At 68.8% G+C, this 23,435-nt stretch carries 21 protein-coding genes and 1 riboswitch; of the genes, 7 read left to right on the forward strand and 14 right to left on the reverse strand.

Translation table 11 applies throughout. From position 1 onward, the window contains the following. Window positions 1-228: 228 nt before the first annotated feature. The gene (locus tag ACFY2X_RS29915) at window positions 229-522 is read left to right on the forward strand and encodes a Dabb family protein (RefSeq protein WP_389944502.1); all 294 of its coding nucleotides are present in this window, start codon (window positions 229-231) and stop codon (window positions 520-522) included. A 13-nt stretch (window positions 523-535) separates the two neighbouring features. On the opposite strand, the gene ACFY2X_RS29920 is transcribed toward ACFY2X_RS29915, so the two are convergent. From ACFY2X_RS29920 to ACFY2X_RS29940, 5 genes are read right to left on the reverse strand one after another with little or no spacing between them, the layout of a single operon-like run. Then, complete coding sequence (locus ACFY2X_RS29920) at window positions 536-760, reverse strand: DUF6458 family protein (RefSeq protein WP_389944505.1); 225 nt, start codon at window positions 758-760, stop codon at window positions 536-538. Between the two features lie 52 nt (window positions 761-812). After that, a complete protein-coding gene (locus ACFY2X_RS29925; RefSeq protein WP_389944508.1) occupies window positions 813-2,027 on the reverse strand; it encodes an adenylosuccinate synthetase in 1,215 nt (404 codons plus the stop codon). After that, window positions 2,024-2,995, reverse strand: coding sequence for a hypothetical protein (locus ACFY2X_RS29930; RefSeq protein ID WP_389944511.1), 972 nt, complete (start codon window positions 2,993-2,995; stop codon window positions 2,024-2,026). Before ACFY2X_RS29930 ends, ACFY2X_RS29925 begins: the two co-directional genes overlap by 4 nt. A gap of 15 nt (window positions 2,996-3,010) precedes the next feature. Beyond that, window positions 3,011-3,967 (reverse strand): lipopolysaccharide kinase InaA family protein, encoded by a 957-nt coding sequence (locus ACFY2X_RS29935; protein WP_389944514.1) that lies wholly within the window; start codon window positions 3,965-3,967, stop codon window positions 3,011-3,013. Then, a complete protein-coding gene (locus ACFY2X_RS29940) occupies window positions 3,964-4,698 on the reverse strand; it encodes an NUDIX domain-containing protein (protein WP_389944517.1) in 735 nt (244 codons plus the stop codon). Before ACFY2X_RS29940 ends, ACFY2X_RS29935 begins: the two co-directional genes overlap by 4 nt. 404 nt (window positions 4,699-5,102) lie before the next feature. Between ACFY2X_RS29940 and ACFY2X_RS29945 the strand changes: the two genes are divergently transcribed. Beyond that, the gene (locus ACFY2X_RS29945) at window positions 5,103-5,753 is read left to right on the forward strand and encodes a phosphatase PAP2 family protein (protein WP_389944521.1); all 651 of its coding nucleotides are present in this window, start codon (window positions 5,103-5,105) and stop codon (window positions 5,751-5,753) included. Here ACFY2X_RS29945 and ACFY2X_RS29950 read toward each other — a convergent pair. From ACFY2X_RS29950 to ACFY2X_RS29960, 3 genes are all read right to left on the reverse strand, one after another. Further along, complete coding sequence (locus ACFY2X_RS29950) at window positions 5,750-6,406, reverse strand: response regulator (RefSeq protein ID WP_389944524.1); 657 nt, start codon at window positions 6,404-6,406, stop codon at window positions 5,750-5,752. The genes ACFY2X_RS29945 and ACFY2X_RS29950 overlap by 4 nt on opposite strands. A gap of 30 nt (window positions 6,407-6,436) precedes the next feature. Then, window positions 6,437-8,038 (reverse strand): sensor histidine kinase, encoded by a 1,602-nt coding sequence (locus ACFY2X_RS29955; RefSeq protein ID WP_389944527.1) that lies wholly within the window; start codon window positions 8,036-8,038, stop codon window positions 6,437-6,439. Window positions 8,039-8,181: 143 nt separating this feature from the next. Then, window positions 8,182-10,005 carry an acyl-CoA dehydrogenase gene (locus ACFY2X_RS29960; protein WP_389944530.1) on the reverse strand — a complete coding sequence of 608 codons (1,824 nt, stop codon included), beginning with the start codon at window positions 10,003-10,005 and terminating at the stop codon, window positions 8,182-8,184. Between the two features lie 204 nt (window positions 10,006-10,209). Here ACFY2X_RS29960 and ACFY2X_RS29965 point away from each other — a divergent pair, with 204 nt between their 5' ends. From ACFY2X_RS29965 to ACFY2X_RS29975, 3 genes are all read left to right on the forward strand, one after another. Next, window positions 10,210-10,995, forward strand: a complete 786-nt coding sequence (locus ACFY2X_RS29965) for a class I SAM-dependent methyltransferase (protein WP_389944534.1) — start codon at window positions 10,210-10,212, stop codon at window positions 10,993-10,995. 19 nt (window positions 10,996-11,014) lie between these two features. Continuing rightward, window positions 11,015-11,081, forward strand: a riboswitch (guanidine-III (ykkC-III) riboswitch). A gap of 16 nt (window positions 11,082-11,097) precedes the next feature. Further along, window positions 11,098-11,421, forward strand: coding sequence for a DMT family transporter (locus tag ACFY2X_RS29970; RefSeq protein ID WP_389944537.1), 324 nt, complete (start codon window positions 11,098-11,100; stop codon window positions 11,419-11,421). 129 nt (window positions 11,422-11,550) lie between these two features. Then, window positions 11,551-11,937, forward strand: a complete 387-nt coding sequence (locus tag ACFY2X_RS29975) for a VOC family protein (RefSeq protein ID WP_389944540.1) — start codon at window positions 11,551-11,553, stop codon at window positions 11,935-11,937. 3 nt (window positions 11,938-11,940) lie between these two features. On the opposite strand, the gene ACFY2X_RS29980 is transcribed toward ACFY2X_RS29975, so the two are convergent. Further along, window positions 11,941-12,408, reverse strand: a complete 468-nt coding sequence (locus ACFY2X_RS29980; RefSeq protein WP_389944543.1) for a hypothetical protein — start codon at window positions 12,406-12,408, stop codon at window positions 11,941-11,943. Window positions 12,409-12,498: 90 nt separating this feature from the next. On the opposite strand from ACFY2X_RS29980, the gene ACFY2X_RS29985 reads away from it, so the two are divergent. Next, a complete protein-coding gene (locus ACFY2X_RS29985; protein WP_389944546.1) occupies window positions 12,499-12,948 on the forward strand; it encodes a GNAT family N-acetyltransferase in 450 nt (149 codons plus the stop codon). On the opposite strand, the gene ACFY2X_RS29990 is transcribed toward ACFY2X_RS29985, so the two are convergent. Together ACFY2X_RS29990 and ACFY2X_RS29995 are read right to left on the reverse strand one after the other, a co-directional pair. Next, on the reverse strand, window positions 12,935-14,941 hold the full coding sequence (locus tag ACFY2X_RS29990) for a molybdopterin-dependent oxidoreductase (RefSeq protein WP_389944549.1): 2,007 nt from the start codon (window positions 14,939-14,941) through the stop codon (window positions 12,935-12,937). The two genes, ACFY2X_RS29985 and ACFY2X_RS29990, sit on opposite strands and share 14 nt — an antisense overlap. An 82-nt stretch (window positions 14,942-15,023) precedes the next feature. Then, the gene (locus ACFY2X_RS29995) at window positions 15,024-16,565 is read right to left on the reverse strand and encodes a M28 family metallopeptidase (protein ID WP_389944552.1); all 1,542 of its coding nucleotides are present in this window, start codon (window positions 16,563-16,565) and stop codon (window positions 15,024-15,026) included. Between the two features lie 736 nt (window positions 16,566-17,301). Here ACFY2X_RS29995 and ACFY2X_RS30000 point away from each other — a divergent pair. Next, on the forward strand, window positions 17,302-19,728 hold the full coding sequence (locus tag ACFY2X_RS30000; RefSeq protein WP_389944555.1) for a YbhN family protein: 2,427 nt from the start codon (window positions 17,302-17,304) through the stop codon (window positions 19,726-19,728). 15 nt (window positions 19,729-19,743) lie between these two features. Here the strand turns inward: ACFY2X_RS30000 and mgrA are convergent, their stop codons facing one another. The 3 genes from mgrA to ACFY2X_RS30015 form a co-directional block, all read right to left on the reverse strand. Then, window positions 19,744-20,772, reverse strand: coding sequence for an L-glyceraldehyde 3-phosphate reductase (gene mgrA / locus ACFY2X_RS30005; RefSeq protein ID WP_389944558.1), 1,029 nt, complete (start codon window positions 20,770-20,772; stop codon window positions 19,744-19,746). Then, window positions 20,769-22,856 carry a S9 family peptidase gene (locus ACFY2X_RS30010; RefSeq protein WP_389944561.1) on the reverse strand — a complete coding sequence of 696 codons (2,088 nt, stop codon included), beginning with the start codon at window positions 22,854-22,856 and terminating at the stop codon, window positions 20,769-20,771. Before ACFY2X_RS30010 ends, mgrA begins: the two co-directional genes overlap by 4 nt. 293 nt (window positions 22,857-23,149) lie before the next feature. Then, a partial coding sequence (locus ACFY2X_RS30015) for a hypothetical protein (protein ID WP_389944564.1) occupies window positions 23,150-23,435 on the reverse strand: 286 nt, incomplete at its 5' end.

Consider the following 23,435-nt stretch of genomic DNA (forward strand, 5'->3'; position numbering starts at 1 on the left):
GATTGATGGACAATCACAGATTGCCGGAGAGATCGCGCCCAATACACCGCAAAGCACTTATACTTTGGCAAAGGCCCACAAATCTGGATAAATAAGAAATAAATACCTATATCGGGACGTTTCCGGACGAAAGGTACTTTTCTCCCCGAGGTGTGGTCCGACCCCTCCTGACGGGGTGCTCGGAGGTTTGGCCGTACGCTGGCGGGGGACCCGAACGAAGGGAAGATCATGTTCCGGCATGTCGTGCTGTTCACCTGGGCCGAAGAGGCCACCGACGAGCAGAAGGCCAGGGTCGTGACCGAGCTCGGCAAACTGCCGGGGGTCATCTCGGAGATCCGCGCCTACACCGTCGGCGCCGACGCGGGCGTGAACCCGGGCAACCACGATTTCGCGGTCGTCGCGGACTTCGACACTCTCGACGACTACCTGGTCTATCGCGACCACCCGGTCCACCAGGCCGTCATCGCCGAGCACATAAAGCCGATCCTGGCGTCGCGGGCGGCCGTGCAGTTCGTCTTCTAGGCCTCCGTCGCCTTTAGGCCTCCGGCGGGTGGTTCTCGCGGTGCATCAGGCGGTCTTCTGACGTCTGCCCGCGCTTGGGCGCCAGCACGAGGCTCAACACGATCCCGGCGCCGCCGACGATCATGAAGATCACGCCGATGACGTCGATGTGCACGTTGTCGCCGAGGACGTCCGGCTCGATGGCGAATCGGAGGATGGCACCGAGTGTGAGAAAGAAGATGCTGACCCCGACACCCATCACGTCCTCCGGGCACACATAGCGATCAGGTAAAGAAAGCGTCTGTGATCCCTCATACCCTCTCGGGCGTGATCACACTACTCAGGCGCGACTTGTCTGCCGCGGTGGGCCCGAAGGACCCCAGACATACCGGGACACCGAGGGCGTCGGCCACGGCGGGGGGCCAGTCGTCGACGTTCTCGACGTAGCGAGGCCGCGCCTTCAGCAGCCGTTCGGTCAGCCTGGCCTGCCGGTCGAGGTCGCCCGCCGTACCCACCGGGAGCTCGCCGATGTCGTAGGAGACGCACATCCGTGACACCGGCACGTCCAGATGGGTGAGCGCGAGCGCGTCGGCGCCGCCCGCCGCGGCCAGCGCGTAGCGGTGGGCCACCGCGTCGAAGTGACCGGCTCGGAACGGTCCCTGCCAGGGGCCCGTTCCGTTGTGGGCCTCGGGAAGCTCCAGCGTCGGGTCTTCGGTGACCAGCGGGCCGGGACCGTGCCGGGTGGTGTAGGTGCGCAGCACGCCCAGCCGTACGGCGGGCGCCCCGTCGAGCAGGGCCAGCGCGTTGGCGAAGGTCGTCGTGCTCCAGGTCGTGTAGGGGTGGAAGCCGTGCCATTCGTCGAGCAGCACGCCCTGGGCCCCCTCGAAGACCACCGGCTGCCTGCCCAGCAGGCCGGTCACGAACGAGGAGTCCACGAGGGTCACCCGCTCGGCGAACGCCCGATATGCCGCGACGCAGTCTTCCACGGGCGGCCCGGCCACGCTCAGCGCCTCGCGGACCGCGTGCAGCTTGCGCGCGAGCCGCGCCGGGCTCTCGCAGTCGCCCGCGGTCGGCGCGAGGCCCGGGTGGTCCAGGGCGTAGGCCATCGTCTCGCCGATGCCCATCCCACACGACCCGTGACGGTCCTCGCCGCGCGCCAGCTCCCGGGCCCGCCCCGCCGCCATGTGGTACGGCGTGGCGAGCAGAGCCTCCCGGTCCACGGTGAGCAGGCCGAACGGGTCCGGAACCCCCAGCCCGCCCAGGTGGGCGGCCTCCGAGGCCAGCGCGAGCGGGTCAACGATCATGAACCGGGACAGGTGGGTCGGGACTCCCCGGAACGTCCCCGACCCGAACTGGGCGAACGTGTGGTGCCGCCCGTCGGGCAGGACGACGTTGTGCGCAGCCTGCCCGCCCCCGTTGAACCTGACGACCGCCCCGACGGGGCCTTGGGCGCAGAGCCAGTCCACGACCGTGCCCTTCCCCGCGTCGCCGTACCCGAGGTCGACCACGATCACATGCTCGGTCACAGCCGGATCACGCCGCCGTCGTCGCCGGTGTCGCCGGTGTCGGGCCCGAGGTCTCCGGACACCACGAGCGCGCCCCGGTCCAGCCTGGCCAGGGCCTTGCCCACGGTGATCCCGTTGGCCGAGCCGAGCTCGTCGAGGTCGTCCAGCCCCTGCTCCAAGTCGATGGCGTTCTCGCCGAGGCCGACGGTGAGCGCGATGGTCTCGGAGACCGCGTCGAGGTCGTCCAGCTCCAGCACGTTCTGGCCGAGCAGCCTGCGCCAGGCGGCGAGCACTTTCTTGTTCCCGGCGTTGCCCGCCCCGGCGGGGAGGATGTAGTAGACGTCGTACTTCCTGGTCAGCTCGGTGACGATCTCCTCGGTCGTGACATCCCGTTCGAGGCCGTCACCGATCACTTTGTGCACCTCGCGGCGCTTGACCTTCGGGTAGGGCAGCTCGTCGCCGATGATGAACAGGTAGCCCCGGCGCCCCCGCTTCTCGAAGCAGTCGATCGAGGTGTGCCTGGCCATGAAATACATCGCCAGCTCGTACGACTCGGTGTTCTGGCCGCCGCCTCCACCTTCCAGCAGGATCCTGCCGAGGTCGTCGTCCATCCGGTTGTCGGACTCGAACTGGCCGATCTGTAGCGGCGCCCGGTCGCAGGTGGCGTCGCCGATCGCGCCGAAGAGGATCTGGGGGTCGTCGACATAGCCCTTGCGGAGCAGCAGGCCGAACAGGTCGGGCAGCTTGCTCTGGAGCGTGCGGGGCACGCTGCGCATGGAGCCGGTCACGTCGAACAGGACGGCGATGGCCAGGCTGTTGGGGTGCTCGGGGGAGTCGCGGCTCTCGCGGGCCGCCACGCCGTACGGGTTGAGGCTGTCGTGAACGGTGTGCGCGCCGCTGTCGCTGTAGGCGAAGGCGCTGGCGCCGCTGGCCGCGCGGTAGCTCGCGGCGGCGTCGTAGACGTCGGTGGACCAGATTCCGCTTCCCATGGGGGCTCCTGATATCTAGAGGTGAAGGGGTCGGTATTTCCTGGGGCCGTAGAGGTCGTCGAGCAGCTCGTCGAGTTCGGCGAGGAGCCGCCAGGCGTCACGCGGCGGGCCCGCCAGGCTTCCCCGGACGAACCGGCCGATCGGGGTGGGGACGTCGTCACCCATGAGGGCGGCGACGCAGCGGGTGGCGAGGCGGATGTCGGTGGCCTCGGTCGCGGGTTTCATGGCGAAGACCTCCGGCGGGTAGTCGTCGCGGTGGCGGGCGACAAGGGCGGTCAGCGGGCTGCCGAGCGGGACCGACTGGCACCAGTCGACGAGCACCAGGCCGTGGTCGATCGGGTGGACCAGCACGTGGTGCCCGAACACCGCGCCGTGCACGATCCCCGCCCGGTGGGCCATGCCGATCGCGACCAGCAGCCGCCGCCAGATCCACGCCGCGTCTCTCGGATCGAGCGCCGGCCGCCGCCGCGCGATCTCCGCCAGGCTCACGAACCCGTCCGGTGCCCTGCTGATCACGTTCACCTGCCGCTCGACCCCGCCCGAGCGGTGCCGGAACGACTCCACCAGCCGGGGCACATAGGGCAGCAGGGTCGGATCGCCGTCCCGCGCGATCGTCCTGAGGGCGTCGGCCTCGCGCCGCATGAGGTCGTTGTTCGCATGGCTGCGCGGGAACTTGAGCAGCGTTCCTGTGCCGCTGTCGTACAGCACGGCCGAGGCGCCCCGCCGGAACACGTCCGCGATCCGGTAGGTTCCCCGCCCGGTGGTGATCACCGTCCCGGCCGGCCGGTTGCGGGCCGCCCACAGCCCCGCCAGCTTGGCGAAGGCCTCGGCGGCCTCAGGTCCGGGCGTGAGATCGGGATGGAGCAGCCGGGCCAGCCGCCGGTACGCCCGGTGCGGGGAGTCCCCGCCGAACAGGTCGGCGGGGGTGCGGGCGGCGGAGACCAGAGCGATCGCCTCGGCCGTGGTGGTCATCTGATCTCCTCCTCCCGGGAGGGCCGCAGCAGCGCGGGGTGGAGGAGGCGGGCGTCACCGGCCCGGTAGAGCCTGGCGCGGGGTCCGCCCCGGGCGCCGCCGCTCTCGGTGGTCTCCCCGGTGCTCTCCACGAATCCGGGCACCGACAGGATCTTGCGGTGGAAGTTGCCCGCGTGCAGCGGCACGCCCCAGACCGTCTCGTAGACGCCGCGCAACTCGGAGACGGTGAACGTCTCGCCCACGAACGCGGTGGCCAGCGGGGTGTATTCCAGCTTGTCCCGCGCCCGCTCCAGCCCGTGCTCAAGGATGCGCCCGTGGTCGAACGCCAGCTCCGGGAGCCGGTCGGTCCGGTGCCAGGCGGCCTCCGCCGCGTCCGTGCCCGCCCGGGGCTCGGGCAGCCCTGGAGCGAAGGCCAGGTAGGAGACCGACACGACCCGCATCCGCGGATCCCGCCCGGGGGTCCCGTAGCTGGCGAGCTGCTCGATGTGCACGCGCGGGACCAGCCCGGTCTCCTCGGCCAGCTCGCGCGCCGCGGCCTCGGGCAGATCCTCACCCGGCCGGATGAACCCGCCCGGCAGGGCCCATCGCCCCGCGTAGGGGTGCTCGCCCCGCCTGATCAGCAGCACGTGCAACGCGCCCTCGCGGATGGTCAGCGCCACGACGTCGACCGTCACCGCGACCGGTGGAAAGTCCCGGGGATCGTAGCCCGCCAGGAACTCGGATTCGTCCATTGCTCGTCCTTCTCAGTTTGAGACAATCTCAGTATGAGAAGAACAAAGCCCGCGTGTCAACGCCATAAGACTGGAGGCCGGGTCAAACAGCGCGCGGCGGCCGCGGCGACCGCCTCCTGCGCGAGGTCCCCGCACCGTAGCCTCGCGCCCGGCGACACCGGGACACCAGGCCCCGCCGTCCCTCGGAGGACGGCGGGGCCTTCCCGCGATGGCATGAGCCGCCCGCCGCCATGACCGCCTGGCCGGATGTTCCCCTGGGCGCTCTTCGGGCCGTCGGCCATCTGACCATCGTCTCCCGGCGACATTGACGAAAGTCAACGATGACGGGCGACGTTCGGTGACTGCCCGCCGTACCTCCGGATTCCTAAGGTCGTAAAACTTGCCAGGAACGCCACGGAGGAAGCGTGCACAACGAGATCGAGGACGTCCCCGACATCAGCGCCGAGTGGTACCGGGAGATCACCGAGTTCGCCCGGAGCACCCCCGCCTGGTTCCAGGACCTGGCCGAGATCGGCACGGACGCCGTGCTGCTGATCTTCGGGGCCATCTTCGTCGGAGCGTGGTGGCGGGCCCGAGGCGAGAGCGACCGGACGATGGCGCTGGCACTCCTCGCCCCCGTCGCGACAGTGGTGTCCTACCTGACCAGCGAGCTCGTCAAAAGCCTCCTGCAGATCGACCGGCCCTGCCGGGTTCTGGCCGATGTCGTCACCATCGCGCGGTGCCCCGAGTATGGAGACTGGTCCCTGCCGAGCAACCACGCGACCCTCGCCGCCGCCGCGGCGGCGGCCCTCGTCGTCGCCTGGCGTCGCACGGCGCCATACGTGCTGGTCCTGGCCGTGGCGGGAGCCTTCTCCCGGGTTTTCGTCGGCGTTCACTACCCGCACGACGTCGTGGCGGGCCTGCTCATCGGCGTGGTCGTGGCCCCATCGGCCATGCTGGCCCTGGGCTCGCCGGTGACCTCGCTGGTGGGACGGCTACGAGAGCGCGACCCCCTGCGGGTCCTGCTACTCGGAACCGGGTCCGGTCGGCCGGTCCGGCACCAGATCCGGCACTAGGTTCGGTCGACCAGCCCGGCCTCATGGGCGATGATGGCGGCCTGCACCCGGTTGCGCACGCCGAGCCGTCCCAGAATCGTGCTGACGTAGGTTTTGACGCTGCCCTCGACCAGGTGCAGACGGCGGGCGATCTCCGCGTTGGACAGGCCCTCGCCGACCAGGCCGAGGACCTCCCGCTCGCGGTTGGTGAGCACGCCGGTCCGGTCGCGGGCGGCGGCCCCCCGGGCCAGCTGCTCCCCGGTGAGCTCGTTGATCACTCGCGAGGCCACCCGTGGCGACAGGTACGCGGCACCCTCGGCCACCGCTCGAACCCCCAGCAGGAACTCGCGCGGATCCCCGGTCTTGAGCAGGAACCCGGCGGCGCCGTCGCCGAGCGCCCTGGCGATGTAGGCGTCGTTGCCGAAGGTGGTCATGATCAGCACCGCCGTACCGGGCGCGACCCTGCGGAGCTCGGCGGTCGCGGTGAGCCCGTCGAGCTCCGGCATCCGGATGTCGACCAGCGCGACGTCCGGCCGGTGCGCGCGGACCAGCTCGATCAACGCCCGCCCGTCCGCGGCCTCGGCGACCACCTCGATCTCGGGATCGGCCGACAGGATCATCCGCACCCCGGCGCGGATCACGGCCTCGTCATCGGCCAGCACGACTCGGATCAACCTGCTCTCCCCCCGAATCACCGCCCGATCCTATGGTGCGGGCAGGAAATCCTTGCTCGCCAACCGGCCGCCGGCGAAGCACAGCCGGTAGAGCTCGTGACGCCGCTCGTCGAAGGGGTTGCGGTGGGTGCCGTAGTAGCGGCACTCGACCCCGGCGGGTGCCGGCGGCTCTGGCCACGACGGGTCGTCGATCCGGGTCCTGGCCGGTAGCAGCGCCTCGACCTCGACCTGTGCCTGTCCCGTTCGCAGCCGGTCGAAGTCGGCCGGCCGCAGGACGGAGGTGACGGCGTCGTATGTCATGAACCCGAGCACGAAGGCCACCACGCCCGCGACGGCGGCCAGGGCCACGGCGATGGCCGTGGCGCGCGTGCGGCGGGCCCGCTGCCGCGCCTCCGCCAGATGGACGGCGGAACGGGATGGGCCAGGAGGCGCCGGGACGGGGCCGGCGGCGTGCGGCAGCCGGGCCGTCAGCTCGAACCCGCCGTTTCGCGGGCCCGACCGGAGGAATCCGCCGCACAGGCGTACCCGCTCGGCCAGCCCGGCCAGCCCGTGACCCCCTCCCACGACCGGACCGCGATCTTCCCCGGCCGTACGGCCTGGCAGTGATCCGGCGGGTGATCCGGCGGGTGATCCGGTGAGCGGTTCGGCGGGCGGTACGCCGTTGGACACGGTCACCACGGTCTCGCCCGCAAGATGGTCGAGGCGGACGGTCACCGGGGCACCCTCGGCGTGTTTGGCGGCATTGGTCAGCCCCTCCTGCACCACGCGGCGAGCGGCCCGTTCCACCATCGGCGGAAGCCGTACGGCCTGCCCGCCTTCGTGCAGCTCGACCGGCATGCCGGCGAGCCCGGCCCGCCGAACCAGCTCCGCGACGCTCTCCCACGCCGGTTCGGGGCTGGAGCCGTCGTGCAGCACCTCGACGATGTCCCGGAGGCGTTCGGATGCGGCGGTGATCGCCGCCCGTGCCTCGCCGGCCGCCTCGCGGTGGTGCTCGCCGAGATCGGGGGCCACCTCCAGCCCGCCGATCCGCAGGGCGATCAGGCTCAGCTCGTGCCCGAGCAGATCGTGCATGTCTCCCGCGATGCGGGCGCGCTCCCGCAGGCGGACCTGCTCGGCGATGATGCGCTGCTCGCGCTCCAGCTGTTCGGCACGCTCCCAGCCGGCGCGGGCCAGCGCCAGATACTGGTGCCTGGCGCGTCCCGCCAGCCACGGGACGACCCCGAACAGGAGGATCCCCGTGACCGCGAAGAACCAGGCACCTAGGTCCCATCGCAGCAGGGGAACCAGGACCGCGGCCGTCACGGTGGCGCCGCTCAGCCCGGCGAGCGCGGGCCGGGCCCGCACCATCCGGACACCCGCCAGGTAGCTCATGGCGGCCAGCGCCGGGAAGAACACCGTCGGGTCGCCGCGCGACACCACCGAGGCCACCCACAACACCGCGGTGACGAGCATCGCCGGCAGGGGGCGGGAGCGGCCGAGCGCCACCGCCACCCCGATGAGAACCAGTCCTGAGGTCACCTCCCACCGCGTGTATCCGTCCGCGAGGGAGGAGGTGAGACCGGCCCACAGCACCGGCAGGCACAGCACCACCCACAGGAGGGCGTCCCTGAACACCCTCGCTTCTCGTCTCATCCGGACAACGCTATCCAGGCGCTGTCGTGCGATGCGCGGTCCGCGCCGCACGCGATGAGCACCGCACGCAAATGAGTGAGGGGCGACCCTGCGAGCAGGATCGCCCCTCACCGTCGCCTGCCGCGGGAGCAGGTGGTCTGAGGTCAGAAGGCCTCTTCGGGGAGCTCCATCAGGTCCTGGCCAGTGGCCGCCAGCACGCGCCGCTCGGCGGCGAGGCGGGGCAGGACGGTCTGCGCGAAGAACGAGGCCGCAGCCACCTTACCCGTGTAGAAGGCCTGGTCGTTACTGGAGGAGCCCAGGGCGGCCAGGGCCACCTCGGCCTGGCGCAGGAGCAGCCAGCCGATCACCAGGTCGCCTAGGGAGAGCAGGAAGCGGGTGGTGTTGAGGCCGACCTTGTAGACCTCCTTCGGCGCCTCCAGCGAGCCGAGGGCCCAGCCGGCCATCGTGTCGACCATGGCCTTGACCTCGTCGGCGGCCTCGTCGAGAAGCTTGCGCTCCTCCTTGAGACGGCCGTTGCCGGCCTCGGAGGCGGCGAAGGCCTTGATGTCGCCGTACAGTGAGCTGAGGGCGGAGCCCTGGTTGCGCAGGATCTTGCGGAAGAACAGGTCCAGGCCCTGGATCGCGGTGGTGCCCTCGTAGAGGGAGTCGATCTTGGCGTCCCGGATGTACTGCTCGATGGGGTAGTCCTGCAGGTAGCCCGAGCCGCCCAGGGTCTGCAGCGAGCGGGCCAGCAGCTCGTAGGAGCGCTCGGAGCCGACACCCTTGACCAGCGGGAGCAGCAGGTCGTTCATCGCCTCGGCGTGCTCGTCCCGGCGCCCCTCGAACTCGGCGATCTGCACGCTGTCCTGGTAGCTCGCGGTGAGCGTGACCAGCGCCCGCATGCCCTCGACGTACGACTTCTGGAGCATGAGCTCGCGGCGCACGTCCGGGTGGTGGGTGATGGTCACGCGCGGGGCCGCCTTGTCGGCCATCTGGGTGAGGTCCGAGCCCTGCACCCGGGCCTTGGCGTACTCCAGGGCGTTCAGGTAGCCGGTGGAGAGCGTGGCGATCGCCTTGGTGCCAACCATCATCCGGGCGTGCTCGATGATCATGAACATCTGCTTGATGCCCTCGTGCACGTCGCCCACCAGCGTGCCGATCGCCGGGTGCTTCTCGCCGAAGGTGAGCTCGCAGGTCGTGGAGACCTTCAGGCCCATCTTCTTCTCGACGTTGGTGACATAGACGCCGTTGCGCTCGCCGAGCTCACCGGTCTCAAGGTCCACGTGGTACTTCGAGACCAGGAACATCGACAGGCCCTTGGTGCCCACGCCGTGCCCCTCGGGGCGGGCCAGCACCAGGTGGAAGATGTTGTCGGCCATGTCGTGCTCGGCGCTGGTGATGAAGCGCTTGACGCCCTCGATGTGCCAGGTGCCGTCGGGCTGCTGTACGGCCTTCGCCCGGCCGGCGCCCACGTCCGAACCGGCGTCCGGCTCGGTGAGCACCATGGTGGCGCCCCACTGCCTCTCGATGGCCAGCTCGGCGTAGCGCTTCTGCTCCTCGGTGCCGATCTTGTGCAGCACGTAGGCGAAGGCCGGGCCGCCGCCGTACATCCAGATGGCCGGGTTGGAGCCGAGGACCAGCTCGGCCAGCGCCCAGTTCACGGTGTTGGGCAGGCCGGGGCCGCCAAGCTCGGTGGGGAGGCCGATGTTGGTCCAGCCGGCGTCACGGTAGGCGGCGAAGGACTTCTTGAAGCCCGCCGGCATCGTCACCGAGCCGGTGGCGGGGTCGAACACCGGAGGCTTGCGGTCGCCCTCCTCGAAGGAGTCGGCCATCACGCCCGTGGCGAGGCGGTTGACCTCGTCGAGGATGCTTCGCACGACGTCCTCGTCCAGGTCGGCGAAGAGGCCGGTGCCCAGAATGTCCCGGCGTCCGAACACCTCGAAGAGATTGAACTCCAGGTCACGAATATTGCTCTTGTAGTGGCCCATGGGGACTGCTCCTTGACGCCGGGGGAGACCGGAACTTTTACATACTGGCCAGTAACCTTACCGACAATGCTACCCGCGAGTAACCCCTAAAAAACCGTACCGGTGGGACGTTTGTCACATACTTCCGGGGGAGTCGCGGGCTTCCCGGGCGGAGCGATCACCTATGCCGGGCGGATCTTCTCCCGATCTTCTAGGCTCGTCGGCATGGACGAACAGTGGCGAGCCGACCTCGGGCGATGGGGCATTCCCAGCGAGATCGCGGCGAAGGCTCCGGCCGATCCCTGGGGGCATTCGCCGGCTCGGTTCGCCGAGCGGACCGACCGCGCGCTCGCCGCCCCGGAGGGGCCGACCCTGGCCCGGATCGCCGAGGCGCTCCCGCCCGGGGGAACCGTGCTGGACGTCGGTGCCGGCACCGGGGCGGCCTCGCTGCCGCTGGCCGGGAAGCTGGGGGAGCTGATCGCGGTGGACACCTCCGCCGGGATGCTGGCCGAGCTGACGTCCCGGGCGGACGAGCTGGGCGTCTCCGCGAGGGTCATCCAGGGCCGCTGGCCCGATGTCGCGGCCGAGACCCCGGTGGCGGACGTGGCGATCTCCGCCCATGTCGTCTACAACGTGCCCGATCTGGCGGCCTTCCTCACCGAGCTGTCCGGGCACGCTCGCCGGCGGGTCGTCCTGGAGCTCACCGAACGCCACCCGATGAGCTGGCTCACCCCTCTCTGGGAGCATTTCCACGACCTCGGCCGCCCGGAGCGGCCCACGGTCCACGACGTGATGGCCATCGCCGAGGCGCTCGGCCACGAGGTCCACCACGAGCAGTACCTGGCCCCGCTGCCCCGCTTCGCCGAGCTGGACGATCTGGCCGAGAGTGCCTGCCGGCGGCTCTGTCTCGGCCAGGACCGCGCCGAGGAGGTCATCATGGCGGCGGTCGAGCTGGACATGTGGCCGCTTCCTCGCGAGCGGTGGTTCACGCTCTGGTGGGAATCAAAGTGAATTTTGCTATCGTTTCACCGTAGAGCCCTCAGAAGAGGAGCTTCCGGACGAGACGCGCCGTACCCGGTCGGAAAAGACGACGCTCCTGTGGGAGGCGCCGTCATGGCCTGGGTCATCATCATCGCCGCCGGTCTGTTCGAAGTCGCGATGGCCTACTCGCTCAAGATGAGCCACGGGTTCTCCGTGCCGCTGCCGAGCGTCAGCTTCGTGGTTTTCGCCCTGCTCAGCTTCGGCCTGCTCGCCATGGGCCTCAAGAGCCTCGAGGTCGGTACGGCCTACGCCGTCTGGACGGGCATCGGCGCCGTCGGCACCGCGTCGCTGGGCATGATCGTCCTGGGTGAGGACGTGTCGTTCCTCAAGATCGCCTCGATCGCCCTCATTCTCGCGGGTGTCGTCGGCCTCAACCTCGCCGGTGGCGGGCACTGATCACGGGCACTGATCGTGGGCGCTGCCGGGCGGGTGGGAGCGGCACGCGACCGCTGTAACCATCTTAAAGAATTAGGTGGTGTTGAAACCAGCTTGACGGTTTAGGTGGTGTCGCGGTTGGGTGTGCGCATGATTGACATTCACTTCGTGACTTTCGACTGCGCCGAGCCGTACGAGCTGGCGACCTTCTGGAGCGAGGCCACCGGCGGGCGGCTTCACCCGGAGACCCGGAAGGAGGATGACGAAGTCATGCTCCAGGGCAAGGTGGACATGCTGTTCATCAGGGTTCCGGAGGGCAAGTCGACCAAGAACCGTGTCCACCTGGATGTCACGGGCTCAGAGGGCACCACTCGCGATCAGGAGGTCGAGCGGCTGCTCGGGATCGGTGCCACGGTTCACGAGGACCGGCGCAACCCTGACGGCACCGGCTGGGTGACCATGCTCGATCCCGAGGGCAACGAGTTCTGCGTCTGCCGCGCCGAGTACGAGAGGACCTCGCAGTCCTCGCCGGAGTGACGCTCACCCGCCGTGGGGCAGGGAGCGCTGTCCGCGACCCTTGAGGGTCAGAGCCAGGACCGCGGTGATCAGATACACCGCGACGCCACCCTGGAGCGCGTCGAACGCCGCGCCGAACACGCCCTCGCCGTCGACGATGAGCTGCACCGGATACATGAGCGCGGCGGCACCGAGCGCCGGGTAGAGGGAGAACCGCCAGGGGTGGCGCAGGGCCCACTGGCGGGCCTGGCGGGTCACCCTGTCCCCGCTGCCGGGCTTGGCGACCGAGCCGACCGCCGCGATCAGCGTGAACAGGCTGATGCCCAGGCCCAGCGCCCAGGTCAGGTCGGCGGGCCCCGGCAGGATCATGCCCAGGACGAAGCTGGTGGCCGCGACCGCGCCGCCGGTCACCGCGGCGGACTTCCAGGGGGCTCCGCGCAGGGCGGCTCCGGCGAGGGACATCTCGTCACGTCGAGTCAGTTCGTCGTTCATGCCATCAGGTTGCCCTTCCGAGCCCCTCTCCCACATCGGGGGGCAACCCTGATCCGTCCCTGAGCCTCGCTCCCGGATATTTTGACCGTCATGTCAGTGAACTTTCGTATCGCCCGGATCGACGACCTCCCGCTGATCGTGGCCATGATCGCCGACGACTCCATCGCCGCCGTCCGCACGGGTGACTTCGGCCCCGAGCACCGCGCCGCCTTCGAGGCGATCGAGGCCGACCCCAACAACGAGCTGATCGTGGCCGAGCTGGACGGCGAGGTGGTGGGCACCATGCAGCTCACCTACATCCCCGGCATCTCCCGCCGTGGCGCCACCCGGCTGCAGATCGAGGCCGTCCGGATCGCGTCCCACCTACGTGGTCAGGGCCTGGGCCGCAAGATGATGGAGTGGGCCGTCGACCGCGGCCGGGCCCGCGGCTGCGTCATGGTCCAGCTCACCACCGACAAGGCCCGTAAGGACGCCCACCGGTTCTACGACTCGCTCGGCTTCGTCGCCTCCCACGAGGGCTACAAGCTCACGCTGGGCTGAGCTCGACCAGGTTGTCGTGGTAGACGGCGCCCCGGCCCATGTCGGCGTCCCGCTCGTCGACCACGGCGTTCGCCGTCGCGCCGCCGGGGCTCAGCTTGCGCCAGTGTCCCTTGGTGGAGGCCACCACGCCGGGCCGCACCCTGTCGCTGATCTCCACCACGGCCTCGAACTCACCGTTGTCGTTGAAGACCCGGGCCCGCTGACCGTCGCTCAACCCCCTCTGCGCGGCGTCCTCCTGGTTGACCAGGATCCGGGGCCCCTTCGAGCGCCGCAGCAGCTCGGGGTTGTTGCCGAAGATGGTGTTGAGGAACGTGTGGGAGGCCGGGGTGATCAGCGCCAGCGGGTACGGCCCGCGCCCGGCGGAGGCCGTGTGCGAGGGAACATAGGCGGGCCCGGAACCGAACCTCATCCTTCCCGAGGGGGTCGGGAAGCCGTCGGCGAAGGGCACGAACGGCTGTGGCACGTTGAGCCGGACCCAGCCCTCCTTGCGGAGCCGGTCCACGGTGATGCCCTCCAGCGACGGATGGCCCGAGGCGAGCAGCTGCTCGGCCAGCTCCAGGTCGGAGTCGTACAGGGAGGGCTCGGACAGACCCATGTGCCTGGCCAGGCGGCGGAACGTCTCCATGGTGGACAGGCACTCGCCCGGCGGCTCGACGGCGGGCTCGTTCCACATCAGGTACATGTGCCCGTAGCCCGCGTGCAGGTCGGCGTGCTCGATCTGCATGGTCGCGGGCAGCACGATGTCGGCGTAGTCCACGGTGTCGGTCGGGAACTGCTCCATCACGACCGTGAACAGGTCCTCGCGCAGCAGCTTCTCGCGGATGCGGTTCTGGTCGGGGGTGGAGCTCATCGGGTTGGCCGCGTACACCCACAGGCACTTCACCGACTCGTCCAGCCCCTCGGCCAGCCGGGTCATCGTGAGCTGCCGGACCGGCTTGGCGAGCAGGTCGTCGCGCGTGTCGATGTTGAGGTGGATGTGGCCGCTGGTGGAGTAGGCGATGCCGCCGCCGGGGTGGCGCCAGTCGCCGGTCACCCCGGGGATGGCGGCGATCGTGCGCATCGTGGTGCCGCCGCCCGCGTGCCGTTGGATGCCCATCGTGGCCCGGATGCCTGTGGGCCGGGTGTGCGCCAGCCGTACCCCCAGGGCGCGGATGTCGGCCTCGGGCAGCCCGGTGATCTCCGCCACACGCTCCGGGGGGTACCGCAGGATCTCCGATCGGAAGTTCTCCCAGCCGCTCGTGTGGCCGGCCAGGTAGTCCTTGTCCTCCATCCCTTCGGAGAGGACCACGTTCATCAGCCCGAGTGCGAGGGCGGCGTCGGTGCCGGGCCGGATCGGCAGATGCTCGTCGGCCTGCTCGGCGGTGCGGGTGCGGATCGGGTCGATCGCCACCACGTACGCCCCGGCCGCGCGGGCGTCCTGGATGAACTTCCACAGGTGGTGCCCGCTGGTCAGCGTGTTGGTGCCCCAGAGCAGGATCAGCTTCGACAGGGCGAACGTCTCCGGGTCCATCCCTCCGGGCGTGCCGTTGGCCCGCGACAGCCCCACGTTGCCCGCCGCCGAGCAGATGTTCATGAAATGCTTGGAAGCTCCCAGCGCGTTCCAGAACCGGCGGCCCCCGACGCCCTCGGCCCCGTGGATGTAACCCAGCGTGCCCGTGCCCATGTACGGCCAGATCGCCTCGCCGCCGTGCTCCTCGATGATCCCGCGCAGCCGTACGGAGATCTCCTCCAGGGCCTCGTCCCAGCTGATCCGCTCGAACCGGCCCGATCCCTTGGGGCCGGACCGCCGCATCGGGTAGAGGATGCGGTCGGGGGCCTGGGCGTGTTCGAGGTAGCGGTTGACCTTCACACAGAGCGCGCCGCGGGTGTAGGGGTGATCGGGGTTGCCGCGCATCTTGACGGCCTTGCCGTCCTGGACGGTCACCACCCATGAGCAGGTGTCCGGGCAGTCCAGCGGACAGGCCCCCAAAACTCGCAATTCACCCAGCGACATGTCCCTGACTTTAGCCCGGGAAGCAGGAAGGGGCACGGCCCCTGCGGGCCGTACCCCTTTCGTGCGCGGGTATTACCGGGTACTACTCGGAGACGGGGTCGTGGTCGTGGCCGCCGCCGCCCGTGCCCGGCTGGTTGGAGCCGGGAGTGCCGCTACCGGGCAGGGTGCCGCTGTAGGCGTAGACGAGCGCCGCGGTCGCGATCGCGCCGGTGTTGACCGCCAGAGCCTTGTCGTTGATGTTGGCGATGGTGTCGCACTCCTGGTGGTAGCACTTGTCGTAGGCGACCCCGGCCTCACCGCCGAACGTGGCGGCCTCCTCGGCGGTCTTGATGCCCTCGGCGCCGGTGAACAGACCGCCCGCGGGGATGCCGACCTCGATGAAGGGACCGTAGTCCGAGCGCCCCGTGAAGTCGGTGCCCTTGTACGGCTGGCCGACCGCCTTGAAGTACGACTCGAAGAGCTTCTCGATCTTGTCCGAACCCGCGGGACCCGCCGGAGCGCCGGTCCCGTCGGAGTCGTCGCCGTCGTAGATCCCGAAGATGTAGTTCGGCGAGGCGATCATGTCGAAGTTCAGGTACAGCTTGATCTTGGCCTTCTCCTCGGCCGAGAGGTTGGCCACGTAGTGCTCGGAGCCGAGCAGGCCGAGCTCCTCGGCGCCCCAGAAGGCGAAGCGGAGCTTGTTCCTGGTGGGCAGGACGCTGGCCTTCAGCGCCGTCTCCAGGATTCCCGCGCTGCCGGAGCCGTTGTCGTTGATGCCCGGCCCCTCCGTGACGCTGTCCAGGTGGGAGCCGAGCATGACGACCTTGTCCGGGTCGCCCCAGCGGCTCTCGGCCAGGACGTTGCGCGTCTTGCGGTGCAGGTCGCTCTCGGCGCTCACGGAGAGCGTGACCGTCGTCCCGGCGGTGGCCAGCTCATTGCCGACGGCGAAGGTGGTGCCGACGACCGGGATGTTCGTGGTGGGGGCGCCGAGCGTGCCGTTCAGCAGGGTCCGGCGGTCGTTGGGACCCTCGCCCGGCTGGCCCTCGTTGAAGATGATCACACCCTTGGCCCCGGCCGCCTGGGCGTTCTCGGCCTTGACCTGGAAGCTACAGGTGCCCCGCTGGATCAGCGCGATGTTGCCCGCCGTGAATCCCGCGAAGTCGCTCGCCTCGCAGCCGGAGGACGAACTCGGCGTCGGGCTCGGCGGCAGGACCAGGTCCACTCCCTGCACGGCGGCGGTGACGTTCCCCGAACCGGAGTAGGTCATGGTCTTGAAGTCGGTGTTGCGCACGTAGCTCTTGGCCTCGGGCGAGACGCGGTCGAGCACGGGCTTCACGGTCTCGCGGAAGAACGGGAACTCGAACTCCTGCAAGGTGACCTTGTAGCCCGCGGCGCGCAGCTTGTCCGCCACGTAGGTGACCGAGGCCTCGTGACCCGGGGTGCCCGAGGCGCGGGTGCCGCCGTTGGCGTCGGAGATCTGCTGGAGCTTCTCCAGATGCCGCTTGACGGACGAGACCTTGACCGACTGGCCGAAGGCCTGGGGGTCGGGGTCGGCGCTGGCCGAGGTGGCGGAGACGAGGGGCAGAGTCATGGCCGAGGCCGCGGTGACCGCGGCGAGCAAGCCCTTGTACGCGCGTGCGCGCATGCGAAACTCCTCTAACAAGAGCAGAGCAGGAAATCCCCCGTGATCGCGACGAAACTGAACGTAGTATCGGTAATCACGGTCTTTGAAGACCGACCACACATTTGTTATCGAGCAGAGTCGAATCAGCGTTCGGGGTGTTCTCTGGCCCTACTTGACGGTCATGGTGTCGGTGACGTAAGCGCACACAGTCGTGGAGGGCGGGCGAGTCTTCAGCGCCCCGCACCCGGGCGACGGATCGCGGCGCCGACCTCCGGAACCGCCCGTCCGGCCGCCCGTCCAGGCGGATCGCGGGGCCGCCCGGCAGATGCCCGTCACGCCGGACCCGGGGAACGGGCAGCCGCCGGTCGCGGCTATGGTCGGGTGCGGAAAAACCGCGACCGCGGTCAGATGCGGAAAATTCATGGCTGTAGTCGGATACGGGAAAGTCCTGAGAGCGAACGGACCGTGGCGCATGATGATCACCTTTTCAGGCCGCCGTCCGCCCGAGCCACTATCGCCGCGGATAAACGAGTCAATTCTCGATCTCGGATAGGTAGGCGACGTTCGCCGGATGTTCGCCAGATCGGTCGCGCCGCGACGGGCACTCCCCGCGACCAGGAGGGCAGCTCAAAGATCAAGTTAGGGGCCATGCCTAAGGCGGTCAGAGGCCAACGAGATAGGCATAGCGCCGATTGTGGACACTGGGAGAGAAGATCGGTGACGCACCTGTAATGGAGAACGGGCAGAATCGCTGACGATGACGAAAATCAGAGAACGCGACAAAGCGTCGTCCGCCGATGGGATGAGCCCATCGACGGATGACGGCTCTGTCGTGCTCGTCGTCGAGCCGCTGCTCCCGCAGCGGATCCGGCGCCCCTCGGACCTGCTGCGCTTCCTGGCCACACTGATCGTGCTGGTGATCGTGGTGCTTCTCGCGCTCGTCGCGCAGAAGACGCTCAACGGCCTGGAAAGCGACGTCATCGACGGCACGAACCGGGCACCGTTCCTGCTCAGCGGCCTGGTCGGGGTGCTGAGCGGGGCGGCCATGCTGGGCGTTCCCGCCGCTTACGCGATCGAGCGCGTGATCCACCGCGACGGCCTCCGGGTGGCGGAGGGCCTCTTCGCGGCCATCGCCGGAATGGTCATCTCCTTCGCACTGGGAGAGTGGATCGTCAAGGCCGGACCGGGGGAGCTGCAGGTCCTGCTGACCGGCGGCCGAGACGGCGTCGAACCGCTCAACACGCTGCTCACCTCGGTCATCGCCTATGTCACCGCGGTGCGGATATCCCGCCGCCCCACCTGGCGGGCGATCCTGTGGTGCGCGGTCGCGCTCAACGCGATAGCGCTGTTCGCCGCCACGGCCGCGACCATCCTCGGCGTCGTCGTCTCCATCCTGGTCGGCCTGGCCGTCGGCTACGCCACCCTGTACGGCGTGGGCAGCCCCAACACCCGGCCGCCGGGCAGCGCGGTCGTCGCGGCCATCCGCAAGCTGGGCTTCCACCCGGTCAAGGCCCGCAGGATGGACGACGACCATCAGAGCAGCCGGCGATACGCCGTCAGCCTCAAGGACGGCAGCCTCCTCGACGTCACCGTCCTCGACCGCGACCGCCAGGTCGCCGGGCTGATATACCGCCTCTGGAGGCGGATCCGCCTCAACTCCGAGACCAGCCGCCGGGCCATCCGCTCCCTCCGCGCCGAGCTGGAGCGCGAGGCCCTGATGGCCTACGCCGCCCAGGCCGCCGGGGCCAGCACACCCCGGCTCGTCGGCACCAGCGAGATCGGCACCGACGCCGCGCTCCTCGCCTACGAGCACACCCCCAGCCGTGCCCTCGACGACGTCCCCGACGACGAGATCGACGACAACCTGCTCGCCCAGATCTGGGAGCAGGTCCTGCTCCTCCAGGTCCAGCGGCTCGCCCATCGGCGGCTGACCGGTGACAGCATCCACGTCGACGAGGAGGGCCGGGTGATCCTCATGGACGCCCGCAGCGGTGAGATCGCCGCAGGTGACCTGCTGCTCCGTCTCGACATCGCCCAGCTGCTCACCTACCTCAGCCTGCGCGTCGGCGCCGAGCGCGCCGTCAGGGCGGCCGCGGCCGTCGTCGGCCCGAACATGCTGGCCGGTGCGCTCCCGCTGCTCCAGCGGATCGCGCTCACCCGAGAGACCAGGGCCGCGCTCAACAAGAACAAAGAGCTGCTGACCGCGATCCGCGAGTGCATCGTCGAGCTCGAACCCAAGGTCGAGGTCGACGAGGTCCGCCTGGAGCGTTTCCGCCCCCGGACCCTCATCACCATCATCGCCAGCGCCTTCGCCGCGTACTTCCTGGTCTACTACCTCACCCAGATCAACCTGAACATGATCAGCTCAGCCAAGTGGGGCTGGACCGGCGTGGCGCTGGCCGCCGCGATGCTGACCTACGTCGCCGCCGCGCTGATGCTGAGGGGCTTCGTGCCGGAGAAGCTCCCGCTGGGCCGTACGGTGCTCGTCCAGTTCGCCGGGTCGTTCGTGAAGCTGGTCGCTCCCGCGGCGGTGAGCGGCGTCGCCATCAACACCCGCTACCTGCAAAAACGGGGCATCCCCCCGGGACAGGCGGTGGCCAGCGTGGGGGCCTCCCAGCTCATCGGCCTGGCCTTCCACATCACGCTGCTCCTGCTGTTCGCCTACATCACCGGCTCCAGCGCGGCCACGTCGTTCACCCCGTCGCGCACGCTGGTCTTCGCGCTGCTGGCCCTGGCCGTGGTGGTGCCGGTCGTCGTGAGCGTCCCTCCCCTGCGCCGGATGATCACCACGCGCATCCGCGCGCTGTTCTCCGGCGTCATCCCGCGCCTGCTGGACGTGCTCCAGTCGCCCCGCAAGATCCTGGAAGGCTTCACCGGCACCCTGCTGCTGACCATCTTCTTCGTCGCCTGCCTCGACGCGTCCATCCGCGCCTTCGGCGGCTCGCTCGGCTTCACCGCCGTCGCCATCGTCTTCCTCGCGGGCAACGCCATCGGATCCGCCGCCCCCACGCCCGGCGGCCTCGGGGCCGTCGAGGTCTCCCTCACGGCCGGTCTGACCCTCTCCGGCGTCTCCACCGAGGTCGCGACCTCGGCCGTGCTGCTGTTCCGGTTGCTCACCTTCTGGCTGCCCGTCCTGCCCGGCTGGGCCTCGTTCGCCTACCTGCAGCGAAACGAGGCCCTTTAAGGGGCAGGCGGGGACTCAGTCGTCGCTGGAGTCAGCCCAGAGGTTGATGCCCGCCTCGACCGCGTCCTTGTCGATGGCCTCCAGCTCCTCGCCGGTGAAGGACAGGTTGTTCACCGCCCCGAGGCTGTTCTCCAGCTGCCGGACACTGCTCGCACCGATCAGGACCGAGGTGACCCGCCTGTCGCGCAACGCCCATGCCAGAGCCATCTGCGCGAGGGACTGGCCACGCCTGCCCGCGATCTCGTTGAGCGTGCGGACGTGCCGCATGGTCTCGTCGGTGAGCATCTCCGGGGTGAGGAAATGCCCCAGCGAGGCCCGCGACCCCTCGGGAACGCCGTTGAGGTAGCGGTCGGTCAGCATGCCCTGCGCCAGCGGCGAGAACGCGATGCAGCCCACGCCCTCCTCATCCAGGACGTCGAGCAACCCACCCTCGATCCACCGGTTGAGCATCGAGTAGGACGGCTGGTGGATCAACAGCGGAGTCCCCATCTCCCGCAGGATCCGCGCGGCCTCGGCGGTGTGCTCCGGCGAGTAGGAGGAGATGCCCGCGTAGAGCGCCTTGCCCGACCGGACCGCGTGGTCCAGCGCGCCCATCGTCTCCTCCAGCGGCGTGTCCGGGTCGAACCGGTGGCTGTAGAAGATGTCGACGTAGTCCAACCCCATCCGCTTCAGCGACTGGTCGAGGCTGGCCAGCAGATACTTCCGCGACCCCCACTCGCCGTAGGGTCCGGGCCACATGTCGTATCCGGCCTTGGTGGAGATGACCAACTCATCGCGGTATCTCGCGAAGTCCTCCCGGAAGTGCCGGCCGAAGTTGGTCTCCGCCGAGCCGTACGGCGGGCCGTAGTTGTTGGCCAGGTCGAAGTGGGTCACTCCGAGGTCGAAGGCCCTCCTGAGGATGGCCCGCTGGGTGTCGAAAGGCTTGTCGTCACCGAAGTTGTGCCAGAGCCCGAGCGACACCGCGGGCAGCTTCAGCCCGCTCTTGCCGACCCTGTTGTACGGCTGCCGCCCGTCGTATCTGTCGTCTGCTGCGACGTAGGTCATTTGTCTACTTTCGCTGTGTCGAGGATCCACGAGAGGACGAGGGCCTCCTCGCGCCAGGAGTCGTATCTGCCGCTGCGGCCACCGTGCCCGGCGCCCATCTCCGTCTTCAGGAGGAACGGCCCGCCCTTCGCGGTGTCGCGGAGCTTCGCGATCCACTTGGCGGGTTCGTGGTAGAAGACGCGGGTGTCGTTGAGGCTGGTGATCGCGAGAATCGGCGGGTAGACCCGGTCGTTCACATTCTCGTAGGGCGAGTACGACTTCATGTATTCGTACACGTCCGCGTTGTGCAGCGGGTCGCCCCACTCGTCCCACTCGATGACGGTCAGCGGGAGCGACGGGTCGAGGATCGTGTTGAGCGCGTCCACGAACGGCACCTCGGCGACCACCCCCGCGAAGGTCTCCGGCGAGAGGTTGGCCACCGCTCCCATCAGCAGCCCGCCCGCCGAGCCGCCCCTTGCGATGACCGCGCTCGACCAGTTCTCCGCCTTGAGGTGCTCGGCGGCGGCGACGAAGTCGGTGAAGGTGTTCTTCTTCTTCTGGAACTTGCCGTTCTCGTACCAGTGGCGGCCCATCTCGCCGCCTCCCCTGACGTGCGCGATGGCGAAGACGAAGCCCCGGTCGAGCAGGCTGAGCCTGGGCACCGAGAACGACGGGTCGATCGAGATCTCGTAGCTGCCGTAGCCGTACAGCACGGTGGGCGCGGGCCGGTTCGTGCCTTTCTTGACCACGATCGAGATGGGAACGCGGGTGCCGTCCGGAGCGGTCGCCCACTCGCGGAACTGCTCGTAGTCGGCCGGGTCGTAGCCGCCGAGCACGGGCTTCTGCTTCAGCAGGATCAGCTCACGCGACCGCAGGTCGTAGTCGTAGACCGAGGACGGGGTGATCATGCTGGTGTAGCCGAGGCGGAGCCGCTCGGTGACGAACTCCGGGTTGCCCGAGGGCGCGACGTCGTAGATCGGCTCAGGGAAGGAGATCTCGTACGCGGAGTCGAGGAGCTCGCTTCCGTACGACTCGCCGTCCCTGGGCAGGATGCGGATGCCGGTGAGGCCGTCCCGGCGGAAGTGCACCACGATGTGGCTCTGGAAAGCCTCGACGTCGAGAAGCCGGGTGTCCGCGCGGTGCTCGATCAGCGGAGTCCAGTCGCCCGGGTCGTCGAGTGGCGCGATCGCCAGCTCGAAGTTCTCCGCGTTCTGGTTGTGCAGGATCAGGAAGTGGTCGCCGGCGTGGTCGACGCCGTACTCGACGCCGGTCTCCCGGGGCCGGACGAGGCGGAACTCGCCCGCCGGGTTGTCCGCGTCGAGGATGCGGACCTCGCTGGTGATCTTGCTCCCGGCCGAGAGGATGAGGTAGCGCTCACTACGGCTGAGTCCGACGCCGATCCAGAAACGCTCGTCGGTCTCCTCATGGACGAGCACGTCGTCTTCTGCCGGGGTGCCGATCGTGTGCCGGTGGACCTTGTGAGGCCGCCACGCCTCGTCCACGGTCGTGTAGAAGAACGTGGTGCCGTCGGCCGACCAGGCTCCGCCGTAGAAGATGCCGGGGATCTCGTCGGGAAGGATCTCACCGGTGGTCAGGTCCTTCACCTTCAGGGTGAAGCGCTCGTCGCCGGTGAAGTTGACCGAGTAGGCCAGCAGGGTGCCGTCGGGGCTGACCGAGCTGGTGCCGATCGAGAAGAAGTCGCTGTCTCCGGCCAGCTCGTTGCCGTCGAGCAGGATCTGCTCACCGGGAAGTGACTCGCCGGGTTTCAGCTCCGGGGGCGTCTCACCGTCGGCCGCGACCCGGCACTGGACGCCGTACTGCTTGCCTTCCTCGGTTCTGGAGTAGTACCACCAGCCGTTCTTGCGGGTGGGGACCGAGAGGTCTGTTTCCAGGGTCCGGCCCTTGATCTCCTGGAAGATCGTCTCTTGCAGAGGCTTCAGATGAGCGGTTGCCTGCTGCGTATAGGCGTTCTCCGCCTCAAGGTAGGCAACCGTCTCGGGGTCGTCCTTGACCGTCAGCCACGCGTAGTCATCCACCACGGTGTCCCCGTGGTGCACGCGCTCGCTGGGAACCTTCTTCGCCCTAGGCGGTGTCTGGCTGCTCACCCCGCCGAGTCTATGTTTTCCCCTTCGTCTGGCTCGGATCTTCCCGGCGGGCTTCGCTGTTACGTCCCGGGTGGTCTTCAGGGACTGCTAATGTTTTGACGTCGGCAAGGCCCGGCGCAAACCACTCCACTCACTCCGGTGACTTCGGTGTGGCTTGTTCCATGATTGTCGACAACCCCTTGAAACCAACGGTTTTGAAGATCGGTTCGCAGAGCCGCTCAGAGGCTGGTAAGTTTGAGGGGTTGCCCTGGAGACAGGGTGGTCCGAATTCCTCTCGGACCGGCTAGATCAAATCAAATAGATCCGAACGGATCGATTTGACGAGAAAAAGCGGGTCTGAAAGAATAAAGACACAACGAAGCGAACGAAACGCCCCGGGCGCCCGGCCCCTCGGCCGGAACGACGGTGTACGCGTCCGTTTCTTGAGAACTCAACAGTGTGTTAAAAGCCAGTGCATGAAGCACAACCCCGTCCCACCCACGACTGTGGGGGGAAGGGATTCCTTTGGTTGACACATCCATGGTTTCGTGGATGCTTTCAGCCGGGGTGAACACATCCAGACATTGTTTGGAGAGTTTG

The sequence above is a fragment of the Streptosporangium sp. NPDC000396 genome, from assembly GCF_042898655.1.
GTDB lineage: Bacteria > Actinomycetota > Actinomycetes > Streptosporangiales > Streptosporangiaceae > Streptosporangium.